The sequence below is a fragment of the Amycolatopsis nivea genome (genome assembly GCF_004522235.1).
GTDB classification, from domain to species: Bacteria; Actinomycetota; Actinomycetes; order Mycobacteriales; family Pseudonocardiaceae; genus Amycolatopsis; species Amycolatopsis nivea.
Map to the genome: position 1 here is coordinate 55,579 of NZ_SDLT01000018.1, position 13,213 is coordinate 68,791.

General features: G+C 68.9%; 11 protein-coding genes. 3 read left to right on the plus strand and 8 right to left on the minus strand.

The window, feature by feature from the left end:
- Positions 1 to 311 precede the first annotated feature (311 nt).
- Entirely contained in the window at positions 312 to 1,283 is a 972-nt protein-coding gene (locus EIZ44_RS21815; RefSeq protein WP_051729071.1) for a chitinase, read from the plus strand.
- Between the two features lie 295 nt (positions 1,284 to 1,578).
- Here EIZ44_RS21815 and EIZ44_RS21820 read toward each other — a convergent pair whose 3' ends face one another.
- The 8 genes from EIZ44_RS21820 to EIZ44_RS21855 all read right to left on the minus strand — a co-directional run bounded on the left by EIZ44_RS21820 (position 1,579) and on the right by EIZ44_RS21855 (position 11,153).
- Complete coding sequence (locus EIZ44_RS21820; RefSeq protein WP_037814759.1) at positions 1,579 to 1,848, minus strand: hypothetical protein; 270 nt, start codon at positions 1,846 to 1,848, stop codon at positions 1,579 to 1,581.
- Positions 1,849 to 1,950: 102 nt separating this feature from the next.
- The gene (locus EIZ44_RS21825) at positions 1,951 to 2,556 is read right to left on the minus strand and encodes a TetR/AcrR family transcriptional regulator (RefSeq protein WP_037814758.1); all 606 of its coding nucleotides are present in this window, start codon (positions 2,554 to 2,556) and stop codon (positions 1,951 to 1,953) included.
- A gap of 247 nt (positions 2,557 to 2,803) precedes the next feature.
- On the minus strand, positions 2,804 to 3,970 hold the full coding sequence (locus tag EIZ44_RS21830) for an acyl-CoA dehydrogenase family protein (RefSeq protein WP_078870531.1): 1,167 nt from the start codon (positions 3,968 to 3,970) through the stop codon (positions 2,804 to 2,806).
- Complete coding sequence (locus EIZ44_RS21835; protein WP_134730877.1) at positions 3,967 to 5,919, minus strand: acetyl/propionyl/methylcrotonyl-CoA carboxylase subunit alpha; 1,953 nt, start codon at positions 5,917 to 5,919, stop codon at positions 3,967 to 3,969. Before EIZ44_RS21835 ends, EIZ44_RS21830 begins: the two co-directional genes overlap by 4 nt.
- Before the next feature lie 5 nt (positions 5,920 to 5,924).
- Positions 5,925 to 7,526 (minus strand): acyl-CoA carboxylase subunit beta, encoded by a 1,602-nt coding sequence (locus EIZ44_RS21840; RefSeq protein WP_051729070.1) that lies wholly within the window; start codon positions 7,524 to 7,526, stop codon positions 5,925 to 5,927.
- Positions 7,523 to 8,716 (minus strand): acyl-CoA dehydrogenase family protein, encoded by a 1,194-nt coding sequence (locus tag EIZ44_RS21845; protein ID WP_051729069.1) that lies wholly within the window; start codon positions 8,714 to 8,716, stop codon positions 7,523 to 7,525. The genes EIZ44_RS21840 and EIZ44_RS21845 overlap by 4 nt, the downstream gene beginning before the upstream one ends.
- Positions 8,671 to 10,365 carry an acyclic terpene utilization AtuA family protein gene (locus EIZ44_RS21850; RefSeq protein WP_134730878.1) on the minus strand — a complete coding sequence of 565 codons (1,695 nt, stop codon included), beginning with the start codon at positions 10,363 to 10,365 and terminating at the stop codon, positions 8,671 to 8,673. The genes EIZ44_RS21845 and EIZ44_RS21850 overlap by 46 nt, the downstream gene beginning before the upstream one ends.
- Positions 10,362 to 11,153 (minus strand): TIGR03084 family metal-binding protein, encoded by a 792-nt coding sequence (locus EIZ44_RS21855; RefSeq protein WP_134730880.1) that lies wholly within the window; start codon positions 11,151 to 11,153, stop codon positions 10,362 to 10,364. Before EIZ44_RS21855 ends, EIZ44_RS21850 begins: the two co-directional genes overlap by 4 nt.
- A gap of 596 nt (positions 11,154 to 11,749) precedes the next feature.
- On the opposite strand from EIZ44_RS21855, the gene EIZ44_RS21860 reads away from it, so the two are divergent.
- Both EIZ44_RS21860 and EIZ44_RS21865 read left to right on the plus strand, forming a co-directional pair.
- Positions 11,750 to 12,583, plus strand: coding sequence for an enoyl-CoA hydratase-related protein (locus EIZ44_RS21860; protein WP_037814748.1), 834 nt, complete (start codon positions 11,750 to 11,752; stop codon positions 12,581 to 12,583).
- Positions 12,580 to 13,191 carry an acetoacetate decarboxylase family protein gene (locus tag EIZ44_RS21865; protein ID WP_134730882.1) on the plus strand — a complete coding sequence of 204 codons (612 nt, stop codon included), beginning with the start codon at positions 12,580 to 12,582 and terminating at the stop codon, positions 13,189 to 13,191. The genes EIZ44_RS21860 and EIZ44_RS21865 overlap by 4 nt, the downstream gene beginning before the upstream one ends.
- Positions 13,192 to 13,213: the final 22 nt, after the last annotated feature.

The following is a 13,213-nucleotide window of genomic DNA, read 5'->3' on the forward strand; positions in this document are numbered from 1 at the left end:
TTCGCTCGCCCTTCCAGCCTGACACAGCCGCGCGGCCGCGCTCGCTGAGCGGACTCGGCTGCCCTCCCGGCCACGCACCGCTTCCCGATCGTCCCGCTGACCGGCGCCCCGGAACCTCCCGGCGACCTCGGCGCCCTCGGTGAGGTTTTTTCCCACTCCCGCCCATGTCTTGACACTTCTCAATGGTCTAGTCCATTGTGGCTGCGCACACACTCCCCCGAGTGCCTGCGGGGCGCCGCCGCCACGTCCGGCTTCGCCAGGTGCTCCGATGACGCGTGCCGCGAGGTGCGCGTTCCCCCGTTGGAGGACCCATGAAATCCTTGCGCCGCACCAGTTCCCGCCGGAAACTCGCCGGACGTCTCGGCGTGCTGGCGCTCGCCGCGGGCGCCGCTTTGTCCACCGCGACCGGCACCGCCTCAGCCGCGGGAGACCCGGTCCTCGCGGCCCCGTACCTGTACCAGTGGGGCGGCCAGAGCGATCCGTCCGCCGCGATGGACGCGACCGGCGTCAGCGCGTTCACCCTCGCGTTCATGCTTTCCGGCGGCGGCTGCACGCCCGCCTGGGACGGCAACCGCCCGCTCGACGGGACCGACGCCGCGATGATCCAGAAGATCCGCTCCGCGGGCGGCGACGTGATCCCGTCGTTCGGCGGCTGGCAGGGCAACAAACTGGGCCCGAACTGCGGATCGCCGGAGGAGTTGGCCGGCGCGTACCAGAAGGTGATCGACGCCTACGACCTCAAGGCGATCGACCTCGACATCGAGAACACCGACGAGTTCGAGAACGCGGCGGTGCAGGACCGGATCCTCGGCGCGGTCAAGATCGTCAAGGAGAAGAACCCGAACGTGCGCGTCGTGATCACCATGGGCACCACGCCGCAGGGCCCGAACGACTGGGGCAAGCGCTTGGTCTCGCAGGCGAAGGCACTGGGCGCGGACGTCGACGTGTGGTCGCTCATGCCGTTCGACTTCTCCGACGGCGGCGACATGGTCGCGATGACGAAATCCGCGGTGGACGGCCTGGTCGGCGAACTGAAGTCGACGTTCGGCTGGGACGACGCCACCGCCTACCACCGCGCCGGACTGTCGTCGATGAACGGCAAGACCGACCGCGCGGGCGAGGTCGTGTCGGTCGCGGACTTCACCGCGATCCGCGACTGGGCCGCCGAACACCACCTGGGCCGCGTCACGTTCTGGGCGACAAACCGCGACTGCGGCGGCTGCAGCGGGATCGACCAGGAGAACTACGCGTTCACGAAGGTCGTGGCCGGGTACAACGGCTGACCGGGGGCCGGGCCGGGTTGAGCCAGGCGAGGTGGGTCAGGTTGGCGACAGCTCTGCCGACCTGGCCCAAGCCGCGCAACGGTTCGACCGGCCCGGATCAAACCGGCGGCGGTTCGGCTGAGCGAACCGGGCACCCTTCGAGCGAAGACTCGCGGGTCACCCCGGTGGACTGAACCACCTGGCGCACGCCTGGATCGCGGCCGCCGGGTCTGGCGACGGGGACCTTCCCGCCCGGGAGGTCCCCGTTCTGCCGCCCGTCACACACCGTGCGCGGATACGTCCGAACGAGTGAAGATCAGGCAGCGGCGGTGACCGACAGCGCGGCCGCGCCGGCCTCGGTCAGTTCGGCGGGGACCCGGCCCGCGGCGGTGACTCCTGTGCCCGGACGGACGTAGCCGCCCTTGGCGAGTGCGTGTGCGGTCATCTGGTCGCAGCAAGCGAAACCGTCGACGAACAGGTCGGGCTCGCAGCTGGTGGACATCTCCGCGCGCTGCTGCGCGACCGCTTTGAGCATGGCCATCGCGCGATGGGTCAGCTCGACGGTCACCCCTTCTGCACCGGACACCGGGATCGCCTTCTTCCTCGTGGGCTACTTACTCAACGTTATCGCCGATTGGGCCGAATGTGTTAACAGCCACACTGTAGCGGTTCGGGAATGTGACGATGCCTAGACCTGTTCGGTTCCCGCCAGGCGAGACTCGAGCGTCCGCGCCCACTCGCGCACGATCTGCTCGCGGCGGCGGGTGTCGTCGGTGAGGAGGTTGGCGAGGCCGAGCCCGCGCCCGAGGTCGAGAGTGGCCTGGACCAGTTCGCGAACGCCCGGCTGGGCCTCGTCGACCCCGAGCAGTTCGACCGCGACCCGGTGCGCCTCCCGCCCGACGCGCGCCTCCAGCGGCACCAGCACGTCGCGCAGCTGGTCGTCCGTCGACGCGACGGCCCACAGCTGCAGCGCGGCGCGGAACATCGGCCCGGTGTAGAGGGTCAGCAGCATCTCGACGACCCACTCGATCCGCGACGAGCCGCCCGGCGATCCGGCCGCGCGTGTGCGCAGTTCGTCCAGCTGGGCCTCGCCGAGCAACTCGACCGCCGCGGCGACCAGCGATTCCCGCGTCGGGAAGTGGTGCTGCGCGGCGCCCCGGGAGACCCCGGCCCGCTCCGCGATGACCGCGACGGTCACCCCGTGCCACCCGCGCTCCCCGATGCAGTCCATCGCGGCTTCGATCAACCGCCGCCGGGTGGTGCGGCTGCGTTCTTGTTGCGGCTCGCGGAGCATCAGCCCTCACCTGCCCGAGCCAGTGCGCACCCAGACCTCAGACCAGACACGCGCCGAGTGGTGCGACTGCGATCCTGCGGCGGCTCGCGAAGCATCAGCCCCAGCCCGCTCCGGCAGAAGTCCGTGACGGGAGCCCTGCGGGACTCTGCTCCCCTCCCGGACCTCAGACCAGGCCCGCACCGGGGACCCGGCCGCTCTCCACGGCCGGGCCGCCGATCGCCGACGCACCTCATGACTTCACCCTTGCTCAGTACGACTTCGGCAGTCCGAGGCTGTGCTGCCCCACGAAATTCAGCACCATCTCGCGGCTCACCGGCGCGATCCGGCCCAGGCGCACGGCCGTCACCAGGGTTCCCAGGCCGTATTCGGTCGCCAGCCCGTTTCCGCCGTGGGTCTGCACTGCCTGGTCGACCGCGCGGATCGCGACCTCCGCCGCCGCGTATTTCGCCATGTTCGCGGACTCCCCGGAGGCGAAATCGTCGCCCGCGTCGTACAGCGAGGCGGCCTTCTGCGTCATCAGTTTCGCCAGCTCAAGCTCGATTTTCACCTGCGCGAGCGGATGCGCGAGCCCCTGGTGCGACCCGATCGGCGCGCCCCACACCTGCCGTTCGTTGGCGTAGCCGACCGCCTTGTCCAGGGCGTACCTCGCGGTGCCCAGCGAGAACGACGCGCCCATGATGCGTTCCGGGTTCAGGCCCGCGAACAGCTGCGCGATCGCCGCGTCCTCCTCGCCCACCAGGGCTTCCGCGGGCAGCCGCACGTCGTCCAGGAACAGCGAGAACTGGTTTTCCGGCGCGACGATGTCCATGTCGATTTTCGTGAACTCGAACCCGGGCGCGTCCGTCGGCACCACGAACAGCGCGGGCTTCAGGCGACCGGTCTTCGCGTCCTCGGTGCGGCCCACGACGAGCACCGCGTCCGCCTCGTCGACGCCCGAGATGAACACCTTGCGCCCGGACAGCACCCAGTCGCCGCCGTCGCGACGGGCGGTCGTCGTGATCTTGTGCGAGTTGGAGCCGGCGTCCGGTTCGGTGATCGCGAAGACGATTTTCTTGCTGCCGTCCGACATTCCGGGCAGCCACTGCTTCTTCTGGTCCGGCGTGCCGAAGCGCGACAGCACCGTCCCGACGATCGCCGGCGACACCACCATCAGCAGCAGCGGCGAGCCCGCGGCCGCGAATTCCTCCAGCACCGCGGCGAGATCCGCGATCCCGGCTCCCCCGCCGCCGTATTCCTCCGGCAGGTTCACGCCCAGGTAGCCGAGCCGCCCGGCTTCGTTCCACAGCTCGTCGGTCTTCTCGCCCGCGCGGGCCTTTTTCGCGTAATAGTCGTGCCCGTACTTGCCCGCCAGATCGGCCGCGGCCTTCCGCAGCGCCACCCGCTCTTCGGGCTCGACGAAGTTCATCGCGTTCATTCGGTCTCTCCCACCACAGCCAGCACCGCGCCTACCTCGACCTGTTGCCCGACCTCGACCGGCAGTTCGGCGACCACACCGTCCGCCGGGGCCGAGATCCGGTGTTCCATCTTCATCGCTTCCAGCCACAGCAACGGATCGCCAGCCCGCACACTGTCCCCTGCGGACACTGCGAGCCGCACGACTGTGCCAGGCATCGGTGCGAGCAGTGAACCCGCCGCCAGCGCCGAATCAGGATCGGCGAATCGCGGCTCGGCGGTCAATGCCACCGAACCCAATGGTGAATCCACATAGGACACCGCACCATGCCGGGCAACGGCGAAGGTCCGGCGCACTCCGGCGATGTCGAGGACCACCTGGTCCGGCGTCGCGGCGACCAAGGCGACGTCGTCGTAACCCTCGGCACGCAGGCCGTCGCGGGTCAGCGAATAGACGACCTCGTAACGGTTGTCTCCCTTGGCGAATACCTTGCGCTGGCCGCCGGAACGGACGTTGCGCCAACCGCTGGGCAGCCGTCCCAGAGTGGTCGCGGAGGCCCGGTTTCCCGCAGCATCGGCCAGTGCGGCGGCCAGCGCGGACCAGCGTTCGGTGTCCACAGTGGCCAGTGGCGCGGCCAAAGTGTCCAGTCCGTGCCGGTCGAAGAAGGCGGTATCCGTTTCTCCGGCAAGGAAAGCTTCGTGGCGCAGGATCCGGACCAGCAGGTCGCGGTTGGTCACCACGCCGTGGATCTTCGCGCCAGCCAAGGCACCGGCGAGCCGACGCGCGGCTTCCGCCCGCGCGGGAGCCCACGTGATGACCTTCGCCAGCATCGGGTCATAGTGCACACCGATCACCGAACCGGATTCCACCCCGGAATCGAGGCGCAGTCCGGCACCGTGGACGAATTCGCGGTCCACTCCGGACACTTCGAACGTGTGCAGCGTCCCGCTCTGCGGCTGCCATCCGGCCGACGGGTCTTCGGCATACAGCCGGACTTCGATCGAATGCCCATTAGCAGCAGGCGGTTCGGCAGACAACCGACCGCCTTCGGCCACCGAAAGCTGCAACGCCACCAGATCCAGTCCGGTGACATTCTCCGTCACCGGATGCTCGACCTGCAGCCGCGTGTTCATCTCCAGGAAGTAGAACCGACCGTCCGGGCCAGCGAGGAATTCGACCGTTCCCGCGCCGACGTAGTCGATCGCCTGCGCGGCCTTGCGTGCCGCGTCGAACAACTCCGCGCGCATGGCATCGTCCACAAAGGGCGATGGCGCTTCTTCCACCACTTTCTGATGCCGCCGCTGGATGGAGCACTCCCGCTCCCCCACCGCCCAAACCGTGCCGTGCGAGTCGGCGAGCACCTGGACCTCGATGTGCCGTCCGGTTTCGAGATACCGCTCGCAGAACACCGTCGGGTCGCCGAACGCCGATCCCGCCTCCGCGCGAGCACTCTCAACCGCCTCAGCCAACTCGTCCAGCGAGCGGACCACGCGCATGCCGCGACCGCCGCCGCCAGCGGAAGCCTTGACCAGCAACGGAAGATCGGCATCGGTGACCGAGGAAGGGTCCAATTCGGACAGCACCGGAACCCCGGCGGCAGCCATCAGCCGCTTGGACTCCACTTTGGAGCCCATCGTCTCGATCGCTGCGGGCGGCGGGCCGACCCAGGTCAGCCCGGCGTCAAGCACTGCCCGGGCAAACCCGGCGTTCTCGGACAGGAAGCCGTATCCGGGGTGGATCGCGTCAGCACCGGCGTCCGCCGCGGCTTTGACGATCAGTTCGCCGCGCAGATAGGTCTCGCCCGGTGCGTTGCCCGGCAGCCGGACGGCGACGTCGGCTTCCCGCGCGTGCGGCGCGTCGGCGTCCGCGTCGGAAAACACCGCGACGGTGCCGATTCCGGCGTCCCGGCAGCTGCGGAACACGCGGCGGGCGATTTCGCCCCGGTTGGCGACCAGCAGATTCTGGATCATGGCCCTCACATCCGGAAGACGCCGAAGCCGCCTTCGACGCCCTTCACTGGTCCGTTGTGGATCGCCGACAGGCTCAGCCCGAGCACCGTGCGGGTGTCGCGCGGGTCGATGATGCCGTCGTCGTAAAGCATGCCGGAGAGGAACATCGGCATCGATTCCGCCTCGATCTGGTTTTCCACCATGGCGCGCATCGCGGCGTCGTTTTCCTCGCTGTACTCCTGTCCCCGGCTCGCCGCCGCGGCGCGGGCCACAATGGACAGCACACCGGCCAGCTGCGCCGGCCCCATCACCGCGGATTTCGCGCTCGGCCAGGCGAACAGGAACCGCGGATCGTAGGCGCGGCCGCACATCCCGTAGTGCCCGGCGCCGTAGGACGCTCCCATGAGGACGGACAGGTGCGGCACCTTCGAGTTCGACACCGCGTTGATCATCAGCGCGCCGTGCTTGATGATGCCGCTCTGCTCGTATTCCTTGCCGACCATGTAGCCGGTCGTGTTGTGCAGGAACACCAGCGGCGTGTCGATCTGGTTGGCCAGCTGGATGAACTGCGCGGCCTTCTGCGATTCCTCGCCGAACAGCACGCCCTGGGCGTTGGCCAGGATTCCCACCGGATACCCGTGGATGCTCGCCCATCCGGTGACCAGGCTCGGCCCGTACAGCGGCTTGAACTCGTCGAAGTCCGAACCGTCCACGACGCGCGCGATCACCTCGCGCGGGTCGAACGGGATCTTCAGGTCGGTCGGCACGATGCCGAGCAGGTCTTCGGCGTCGAACAGCGGTTCGGCGTAGTCCGGTTTGGGCGTCGGGCCCTGTTTGGTCCAGTTGAGCCGCTTGATGATGCTGCGGCCGAGCCGGATCGCGTCCTCCTCGTCGACCGCGAGGTAATCGGCGAGCCCGGACGTCCGGGCGTGCATTTCCGCGCCGCCGAGGGATTCGTCGTCGGACTCCTCGCCGGTCGCCATTTTGACCAGCGGCGGTCCGCCGAGGAACACCTTCGCGCGTTCCTTCACCATCACGACGTAGTCGGACATGCCGGGCAGATACGCGCCGCCCGCGGTGGAGTTGCCGAACACCAGCGCAACGGTCGGCACCTTCGCCGCCGAGGACCGCGTCAAATCACGGAAGACACGGCCGCCCGGGATGAAGATTTCCTTCTGCGTCGGAAGATCCGCGCCGCCGGATTCGACCAGGTTGATCACCGGAAGCCGGTTCTGCGCCGCGATGTCCGCCGCCCGGAACGACTTCTTCGTCGTCCACGGGTTGCTCGCGCCGCCCTTGACCGTCGGGTCGCTCGCCGAGATCAGGCATTCGACGCCTTCCACGACGCCGATCCCGGTGATCACGCTCGCGCCGACCTTGTAGTCCGAACCCCACGCGGCCAGCGGCGACAGCTCCAGGAACGGCGAGTCCTCGTCCAGCAGCAATTCGATCCGCTCGCGCGCCAGCAGTTTCCCGCGCTTGCGGTGCCGTTCGACGTACTTTTCCCCGCCGCCGGCGACCGCTTTCGCCTGTTCGGCGTCGATCTCCGCGAGCTTCTCCAGCATCGCCTCGCGGTTCGCGGCGAACTCGTCGGCCCGGGTGTCCACTGTGGACCTGATAGTGGTCATGCGGTGTATCCCAATCGCTTCGCGGCCAGTCCGGTGAGGATTTCGGTGGTGCCGCCGCCGATGCCGAGAATGCGGACGTCGCGGTAGTGCCGTTCCACTTCGGACTCGCGCATGTAGCCGAGCCCGCCGTGCAGTTGCACCGCCTCGTTCACGACCCATTCGGCGGTCTGCACCGCGGTGTTCTTCGCGAAGCACGCCTCGGCGATCACTTCTTCGCCGGACACGTGCCGGAGCGCGACCTGCCGGGCGTACGTCCGCGCGACGTCGACCTTGCAGGCCATCTCGGTGAGTTTGTGCTGCACCAGCTGCCGCGAGATCAGCGGACGCCCGAACGTCTCGCGCATCCGACACCAGTCCAGCGTCAAATCCAGTGCCCGCTGCGCGTGCGCATATGCCTGTACCGCCAGCGAAAGCCGTTCGGTGACGAACTGCGTGGCCACCTGAGCGAAGCCGCTGTTCTCCGCGCCGACCAAGTTCTCCGCCGGAACCCGGACGTCCACATAAGACAGTTCCGCGGTGTCCGAAGCCGCCCAGCCCATCTTCTCCAGCTTGCGCGACACCGTGAACCCTGGTGTTCCGCGCTCGACCACGATCAGCGAAAGCCCGTGCGCGCCCGCTTCACCGGTTCGGACCACAGTGGTCACAAAGTCCGCGCGACAGCCGGAAGTGATGAACGTTTTCGCCCCGTTGATCACGTACTCGTCGCCCTCGCGCACCGCAGTGGTGCGGATCCCGGCGACGTCAGAACCGCCGTCCGGTTCGGTGACCGCCAGCGAACCGATCTTCTCGCCTTCGAGCGTCGGCCGCACCCAGCGTTCGATCTGCACCGGGTCGCCGGCCTCGACGATGTGCGGCACCGCGATCCCGCAGGTGAACAGCGACGCGAACAGCCCGCCGGACCCGCCCGCGTAGTGCATTTCCTCGGCGACCACGAGCGCGTCGAGGTAATTGCCGTCGCCCCCGCCCGCGGATTCGGGGAACGCGACCCCGAGCAGGCCCAACTCTCCCGCCTTGCGATGCAGGTCGCGCGGCAGTTCCCCGGCCCGCTCCCAGTCGTCCAGGTGCGGCAGCACGTCCTTCTCCACGAACCGGCGCACCGTCGCGCGCAGTTCGGTGCGTTCCGGCGTGCGGAACGGATCCACGGTCACAGCAGCGCCTCCGGGACGTCGAGTTCGCGCGCCCGCAGCCATTCGCCGAGCGCCTTCGCCTGGGGATCGAACCTGGCCTGCGAAGCGACGCCGTCGCCGAGAATGCCCTCGACCACGAAGTTCATCGCCCACAGGTTCGGCAGCAGATGCCGGGTGACCGGCAGTCCTTCGGTTTCCGGCAGCAGACGGCGGAATTCCCCGACCGTCAGCCGGTGCACCAGCCAGCGCCACGCCTCCTCGGACCGCACCCACACGCCGAGGTTCGCGTTGCCGCCCTTGTCGCCGCTGCGCGCGCCCGCGACGAGACCGAGCGGAACGCGCCGCACCTTGTTCGCCTGAAACGGTTCCGGCAGTGCCGGTTCGTCTACTTCGGACAAGGAAACCGTCTCGGCAGCGGGCGCGATGTCCACCTTGGACCCGTCCGGCAGGACCGCGACATGCGGAACCGCGGCAGCGTCCACAAAGGCCGCCGAGTACACCCCGAACGGCGAGGCGTCCGAGGGCGGTGCGGTCACGTGGAATCCCGGGTAGCTCGCGAGAGCCAACTCGATCGCCGCTCCGCTGAACGCACGTCCGGCGATCTTCGGATCGTTGTCCTTCACCGCGACATGCAGCAGCGCGCTGGCGCGTTCCTCGGTGTCGGCGTCCGCATGATCGGTGCGCGCGAGCGTCCACCGGACCTCGGCTGGCGGACGCTTCGCCAATGCGCCTTCCAGCTGTTCCCGTACCAGCGCGGCTTTTTCTTCGATGTCCAGTCCAGTAAGGACGAACGTCGTCTCGTTCCGGAAACCGCCGAGCCGGTTGAGACACACCTTCAACGTCGGCGGCGGCGCTTCCCCGCGAACCCCGCTGATCCGCACGCGGTCCGGTCCGTCGTCCGACAGCGACAAAGTGTCGAACCGCGCCGTCACATCAGGATTCGCGTACCGCGCACCGGTGATTTCGTACAACAGTTGCGCCGTCACAGTCCCTTTATTGACCACGCCTCCCGTGCCCGGATGCTTCGTGATCACACTGGAACCGTCCGCGTGGATCTCCGCCAGAGGGAACCCTGGCAGGCCGATCGGCTGTTCCCGGAAGAACGAGTAGTTCCCGCCGGTCGCCTGCGCGCCGCACTCGATGACGTGTCCCGCCGCGACCGCTCCGGCGAGCGCGTCGTAGTCGTCGCGGGCCCAGCCGAAGTGCGCCGCCGCCGGTCCGACGATCACCGACGCGTCCGTAACGCGCCCGGTCACCACGATGTCGGCCCCAGCCTTAAGGCACTCCGCGATGCCCCACGCTCCGAGATAAGCGTTGGCAGTCAACGGTTTCTCGAAGCCGAACTCGTCCGCTCGCGCGATCAGGTCGTCGCCCTCGACGTGCGCGACGCGGACCTCGAGACCGAGCTTCTCAGCCAGTTCGCGCAACGCGTCGGCCAGCCCCGCCGGGTTGAGCCCGCCCGCGTTCGCGACGATCCGGACGCCCTTCTCCTTCGCCAGGCCGAGGTTTTCCTCCATCTGCCGGAGAAACGTCTTGGCGTAGCCGCGCGCCGGGTCCTTCATCCGGTCGCGGCCGAGAATGAGCATGGTCAGCTCGGCGAGGTAATCGCCGGTCAGGACGTCGAGCGGGCCGCCGGTCAGCATTTCCCGCACGGCGGAGAACCGGTCGCCGTAAAACCCGGACGCGTTCCCGACGCGCAACGGCGCGCTCACGCGAACTGCCCCGGCTTGCGCCCCGCCCCGGGCGGCCCGGCGAACGCCTGCGCGATGCCCAGCCATTCCTCGACGTCCGCGCCGGTCGCGACCAGATCAGTGTCCGCCGGATGCCGCCGCTGCGTCGCGACCAGGCAGAAGTCGAGCGCGCTGCCGGTCAGCCGCTGCTCCGCGTCCTCCGGCCCGAACGCCCACGTGCTGCCGTCCGGCGCGGTCAGCTCGACCCGGAATTCCTCCGCCGGCGGTGCGAGCGAGTGGAGTTTGTACGCGAAATCGCGCGTGCGCGTGCCGAACCGGGCGATGTGCCACAGCCGTTCGGTGGGTTCGCGGGTGACGCCGAGCGCGTCGGCGATGTCCTGGCCGTGCGCCCAGGTCTCCATCATCCGCGCGGTCGCCATGGAAGCCGCGCTCATCGGCGGGCCGTACCACGGCAGCTTCTGCCCGTCCGGGACCGCGGCGAGCGCCTCGGCGAGGGCGGCCCGTCCCGCGCGCCACTGCGCCAGCAGCTCGTCCGGCGGCAGCTGAGCCCAGTCCTCGGCACCCTGGTCGACGTAGTTCTCGCCGATGCTCAACAGGTTTTCGACCTCGGACTGCCAGTCCTCCGGCCTGCTCGCGGAGATCAGCGATTTGCCGTCGGTCCACGCCAGATGCGCCACCTGATGCGCGATGCTCCAGCCGGGCGCGGGCGTCGGCCGCGCCCATTCCCCGGCGGGCAACCCGGCGACCAGGTCGTCGACCGCCTGCGATTCGGCCGCGAGATCCCGGAGGATCCCCGCGAGATCAGCCATTCCTGCGCCTCCCTGCGTCCGCCGCACCACCTCGTGCGGACCCAGCGTGGACCCTGGCCCCGGAAAAATCAAGCGCGCATGATTGTTTTGCTCCGGCACCGGGTCCGTGAGGGCCACCCTCATTGACTCTGATTCCGTCAGGGTTCCCCTCACGACCCGTCACCGGTCGTGAGGGACCCCTTCACGGACTCGGATTCCCTCAAGGAGCCCTTCACGGACCGCCCCGTCCGCCGCCGGCCACCGGGATGCCGCCCCAATGCGGCATTGGTTGCGTCAGACGCACCGAACGCCACATTGGGTGCATGGGACGCACCCAATGTGGCATTGGGGCGCTAGCCCCGCGCCAACTCAAACCGCACCGGTGCACCCAACCATCGAGGCACCCACACCTCCCCCACACCCCGATACGAAGCTCCCCTGCGGTTTGGGGGTGCTTGTCAAGGCATCTTTCCCGCCTTGACAAGCACCCCCAAACCGTCAGCACAATCAAGCTTCGGGGTGCCCCACGCAACCAACGAGGCCGATGTCGCCGCCAGGCGACGAGGCGGACCCCACCGCTATTGACACCGCGAAAACAAGCCCCCTACCGTCCTCCCATGGACTCCTACGCGGAGATCGCCTACGAGGTCGCCGCCAAGGTCGCGACCGTCCTGCTCGACCGGCCCGAAGCCCGCAACGGCTACACGATCCGGATGGCCGACGAACTAGCCCACGCCCTCGACCGCGCCGACCGGGACGAGGACGTCCGCGCGGTCGTGCTCGGCACCACCGGCAAGGATTTCTCCGTCGGGGCCGACCTCTCCTCCGGCGGCTTCGACTTCGGCGACCGTCCGCCGGACGACTGGCAGGAACCGGCCGGCCGTGTGTCGAAGCGGATCTTCACGATGAACAAACCCGTGCTCGCCGCGTTGCGCGGGGCGTCCGTCGGCGCGGGCATCACCATCACGCTGTCCTGCGACTACCGGTTCGCCTCCACCGACTCCAAGTTCGGCTTCGTCTTCACCCGCCGCGGCATCTACCCCGAAGGCGCGTCCGCGTGGTTCCTCCCCCGCCTCGTCGGGATGGGCGCGGCCGTCGACTGGATGGTCAGCGGACGGCTCTTCGGACCCGACGAGGCACTCCAGGCCGGACTCGTCCACCAGATCCACGCCCCCGGGGACGTCCTCGCCCAAGCCCAAGCCAAGGCGAGGGAGATCGCCGAAACGACCGCGCCGGTCGCGGTAGCGGTCACCCGGCAGCTGCTCTACCGGATGGCCTCGGCCCCGTCTCCGTTCGACGTCCACCAGGTGGACTCGAAGCTCATCTCCCAGCTGGGCTCAAACCCGGACGCTGTCGAGGGCATCGCCTCGTTCTTCCAGAAACGCCCGCCGGAGTTCCCCTTGCGCGTGGACCGCGATCTGCCGCCTTACCTGCCATGGATCGACGAATGACCGAGTACCCGCCCGAACCGTGGCACCTCGCCGCCGACGCGTGCGTGTCGATGTGGCGAGTCCCCGTCGACGAGCTGCCCGCCTTGCCCGCCGGCACCGAACCGCTGCTCCTGGGCAAGCAGGCCGCCGTCTTCACCGCCTGGATCGACTACCTGCCGTCCGGTCAGCTGAGCTACCACGAACTCCTCTCCTGCGTCGCCGTGCGCGGCCGCGGGCTCGCCGCGTCGATCACCGACATCTGGGTCGACAGCGAGGTCTCGCGCGCGGGCGGGCGCGAGTTGTGGGGCATCCCGAAGGACCTCGCGTCCTTCGCCTTCACCGGCGGACGCACCTTCACCGCAGCGACCTCCGACGACTGGATCGCCACCGCCGCCTTCACCCCGCGCCTCGGGCTCCCGATCACGCTCCCGGTACGCTTCGAGATCGCTCAGGACCGCGGCGGCAGCCCGCTGCGTACCACGGTCGAGTGGCGTTCGAAGCCCCGCGCGGCGGCCGCCGACTGGTCGGTCAACCCGGCCGGGCCGCTGGCGTATCTCGCCGGGAAACGGCCCGTGGCCAGTGCCGCACTGGGCGCCACGAGGCTCCGTTTCGGATCTTGCCCTCGGTGATCGGATAACCCGCCAGGGTGAG

Bases quoted from the DNA above. Each gene is read 5' to 3' on its own strand.
- EIZ44_RS21815 (WP_051729071.1), top strand. From the start codon at position 312: ATGAAATCCTTGCGCCGCACCAGTTCCCGCCGGAAACTCGCCGGACGT.
- EIZ44_RS21825 (WP_037814758.1), bottom strand. From the start codon at position 2,556: ATGCTCCGCGAGCCGCAACAAGAACGCAGCCGCACCACCCGGCGGCGG.
- EIZ44_RS21840 (WP_051729070.1), bottom strand. From the start codon at position 7,526: ATGACCACTATCAGGTCCACAGTGGACACCCGGGCCGACGAGTTCGCC.
- EIZ44_RS21830 (WP_078870531.1), bottom strand. From the start codon at position 3,970: ATGAACGCGATGAACTTCGTCGAGCCCGAAGAGCGGGTGGCGCTGCGG.
- EIZ44_RS21860 (WP_037814748.1), top strand. From the start codon at position 11,750: ATGGACTCCTACGCGGAGATCGCCTACGAGGTCGCCGCCAAGGTCGCG.
- EIZ44_RS21835 (WP_134730877.1), bottom strand. From the start codon at position 5,919: ATGATCCAGAATCTGCTGGTCGCCAACCGGGGCGAAATCGCCCGCCGC.
- EIZ44_RS21865 (WP_134730882.1), top strand. From the start codon at position 12,580: ATGACCGAGTACCCGCCCGAACCGTGGCACCTCGCCGCCGACGCGTGC.
- EIZ44_RS21845 (WP_051729069.1), bottom strand. From the start codon at position 8,716: ATGGCTGCGGGCGCGCGAACTCGACGTCCCGGAGGCGCTGCTGTGACC.
- EIZ44_RS21855 (WP_134730880.1), bottom strand. From the start codon at position 11,153: ATGGCTGATCTCGCGGGGATCCTCCGGGATCTCGCGGCCGAATCGCAG.